Raw genomic sequence first — 3,362 nt, forward strand, 5'->3', positions numbered from 1 at the left:
GCGCACCGAGCGCACCGAGCAATACCCTGTACTGAAATATTTTACGCGCGCAGGGCAGGGGGCATCGCGCCTTGCCCCACGCGGGACCGCTCTTTCGAACCAGATCTGGTCGCCGAGGCCCAGGCACTCATGCTCGTTCTGGGCATACCGGGCCCGGCCAGCCCAGCCAGGCGAACGTCCACTTGATCATCCGCCGGCCGGGCGGTGGATGCCGGGATCAGGCGTTGGGCGGCAGGGCGGTGCCGGCACCGCGCTGACGCAGCGCGACCCGCTCCGGGCCCGCGCCCGCGGCCACAGCCGCCTCGGCCTCGGTATCGGTGTCGGCGTCGAGACCTTCCACCGTGAATCCCGCCTCGGCGATCATCTTCAGGTCCTGGTGGCCCTCCTGGCCCTCACCGGTCAGGTAGTCACCGAGGAAGATGGAGTTCACCACCGAGAGGGCGAGGGGCTGCATCGAGCCGAGATGAATCTCCCGGCCGCCCGAGAGCCGCACCTCGGCCGTGGGGTTGACGAACCGGACCATGGCGAGAATGCGCAGGCACTGCCGGGGGTTGAGGTTCCACTCCGCGCCCAGGGGCGTGCCCTCGAATGGCATGAGGAAGTTGACCGGGATGGAGTCCGGGGCCAGCTCGCGCAGCGCGAAGGCGACGTTGACGAGGTCCTCGTCGCTCTCCCCCATGCCGGCGATGATGCCCGAGCAGGGTGAGAGGCCGGCATGCCTGGCTTCCTGCACCGTGTCAACCCGGTCGTTGTAGGTGTGCGTCGTGCAGACGTCTGCGTACTTCTCACCGGCTGTGTTCAGGTTGTGGTTGTAGGCGTCCGCACCGGCCGCCCGCAGCCGTGCGGCCTGCCCGTCGGACAGCAGGCCGAGGCACGCGCACACTTCCACGCCCGGATGTGCGGTCTTGATCGCGCCGACCGTGTCCGCCACGCGGTCGACGTCCCGGTCCGTCGGCCCGCGGCCGCTCGCGACCAGGCACACCCGGCGGGCACCGCCCGAGATGCCGGCACCGGCCGTCGCGGCGGCCTCCTCGGGCTTGAGCCAGGTGTACTTCAGGATTCCCGTGTTCGAACCGAGCCGCTGCGAGCAGTAGGAACAGTCCTCCGGACAGAGCCCGCTCTTGAGGTTCACCAGGAAGTTCAGCTTGACACGCCTGCCAAAGTACCTCCGCCGGAGCCGGTAGGCGGCGGCGATGACATCCATGAGATCGTCGTCGTCACTGCGCAGGACGGCTAGGGCCTCGTCCCGGGTCGGGGCCCGACCACTCACCCCCTTGCTGACAAGGCTGTTCAGGGTGGCTGACAGGTCCATGTCCGTCATCCTCGATCCTCTGCTGGCACGGCGGGCACTGGCGGGCATTGGCGGGCGGCGGAAACCTGCAGGTGATCGTCCTTCCGCCACGCCCACACTCTCATCGTTACCTTGATCGGAACCAGCAATCGCCCATGCCGGGGCGGGGGTACGGCCGGGGTTACCCGGACGTGGACGTGGCCGACCGGCGCCGGCGGGCAGGATGGGGAGGAAGGGGAGGATGGGTATGTGGCGACTGGATCCCGGTGGAGGAAAACGACACGTGCGCGTTGGGCGACAGCGTCGCCGGCGCCCGCCCCACAGCCACCCGCGCCCACCCCACACCGACCGGACCAGCGACTGGACCTTCGACCGGAAAGTGAGGCCCACCAGTGAGCCCGCAAGGATCCGACTCCGACGTCGTGACGGTGCCGCGTGACGCGGCGTCACCACAGACGGTGTCGCGTGAGACCGCGCCGGTCCCGCCCGCCGCCGACGAGGTCGTGCTCCTCGACGCCGAACGCCGCCCCTGCGGGACGGCGCCGCGGATCGCCGTGCACGGCCTCAACACCCCCCTGCACCTGGCGTTCTCGTCCTACCTTTTCGACCCGGCCGGCCGGCTGCTCGTCACCCGCCGATCGCTCGACAAGCGGACCTGGCCAGGGGTATGGACGAACAGCTGCTGTGGGCATCCCCGCCCAGGCGAGGACCTGGCGCGGGCCGTCGAGCGCCGGGTGGGCCAGGAACTCCGCCTGGAGCTGACCGACCTGCACTGCGCGCTGCCGGACTTCGTCTACCGCGCCACCGCCGCCGACGGTCTCGTGGAGAACGAGGTCTGCCCGGTCTACGTGGCGCGGGCGCTCGGGGACCCGGATCCGGACCCGGCCGAGGTGGTCGAGTGGCGCTGGGTCGAGTGGGACGACTACCGCCGGGTAGCCGCCGCCGCGCCCTGGGCGCTGAGCCCCTGGTCGGTCGACCAGATGGCGGCGTTCAGCGCGGCGGCCCATCCGCTGACCGCCGCGCTCTCCCTCGCCGACGGCGGAACCCACGCCTGAGCCGACCGTCCGGAGAGCCGGCCATCCGTCCTGTTCCAGAGGGCGTCCTGTTCCAGAAGGGTTGCCGTGCCGACGCTGACGCCCGGGGCTGCCGAACCGCGGATGGTCCCGGACGCCGCGCGACCGTCCGCCGCGGCGGCATCGCAACGCCCGCAAGCCGCACGGCGTCAGGTCACGGCACCCCGCCGCGTCACTTCACGGCGTCCCGGACATGGTCGATGATCGAGGCGATTGGGCCTACCGTCCACTGCTTGGCGGTCGAACCGGCGGCTGACGGGTGCGGATGGGTGGGAGCGAACTTCTCCGCCGTCCGGAGCCGACGGCCCATGCTTTCCAGCTGCCTGGCGTCGCGGGCTGCGTGCACCCGAGGGAACTCCTCATTCTCCTCATGCTCGGCGTGGTCGACAACGGCCCGTTCGAAGTCCGCCAGCTTCGCATCGAACTCGGCGCTACCGACATCCATCTTCTCCAGCGCCAGCAGCGCGCGGGTGGCTTCGTCCTCCTCGTGGTTGCGCGCCTCGGCCACCCGACTGTCGATCTTCTTCGTAACCGGCCGCACGATCATCTCCTCGGCGGTCTCGTGCGCGGCGAGCAAAGCCCGCAGCTCGTCGAACGCCCGGCGCTTGTGCTCGCCCGTCGCCGACTTCACGTCCGCGAACAGCTCGCGGATGCGGGCGTGCTGTTCGAGCAGTTCTCCCACGACGTCGTCGTGGGAGAACTGCGCCGCTCGGCCGCCGTCGAACCCAGCGTCATTGATCGGCATGATGTCCTCCTCATCACGGTCCGCCCATCGGGGACCTCGACGTCGGCGTGCCCCGAGAAGGCACTCGAAATCGCGCGGCATCGAGGACGCCCGACCGGCGGGGCCCAACCGACACGTTGGGCTCGTCAGCCTGCCCCGATCGGGGTACCGAGAGTGCCCCGATCCGGCCGGGTCAGCTCGCCGCCTACCGACGTCCCCAATCCGGGCCAGTACGAGGTAGCCATATAAACGGCCCCATGAGTAGCTCATCGTT

The 3,362-nt window shown here is 70.0% G+C and carries 3 protein-coding genes; 1 reads left to right on the forward strand and 2 read right to left on the reverse strand.

Features of this window, described 5'->3' with window-relative positions:
• Positions 1-217: 217 nt before the first annotated feature.
• Complete coding sequence (bioB, locus tag ACY45C_RS20280) at positions 218-1,312, reverse strand: biotin synthase BioB (RefSeq protein WP_462189144.1); 1,095 nt, start codon at positions 1,310-1,312, stop codon at positions 218-220.
• Positions 1,313-1,749: 437 nt separating this feature from the next.
• Between bioB and idi the strand changes: the two genes are divergently transcribed.
• Entirely contained in the window at positions 1,750-2,346 is a 597-nt protein-coding gene (gene idi, locus ACY45C_RS20285; protein ID WP_462189145.1) for an isopentenyl-diphosphate Delta-isomerase, read from the forward strand.
• Positions 2,347-2,536: 190 nt separating this feature from the next.
• Here idi and ACY45C_RS20290 read toward each other — a convergent pair whose 3' ends face one another.
• Positions 2,537-3,109, reverse strand: a complete 573-nt coding sequence (locus ACY45C_RS20290; protein WP_462189143.1) for a hemerythrin domain-containing protein — start codon at positions 3,107-3,109, stop codon at positions 2,537-2,539.
• Positions 3,110-3,362: the final 253 nt, after the last annotated feature.

This window comes from Frankia sp. CcWB2, from assembly GCF_977927585.1.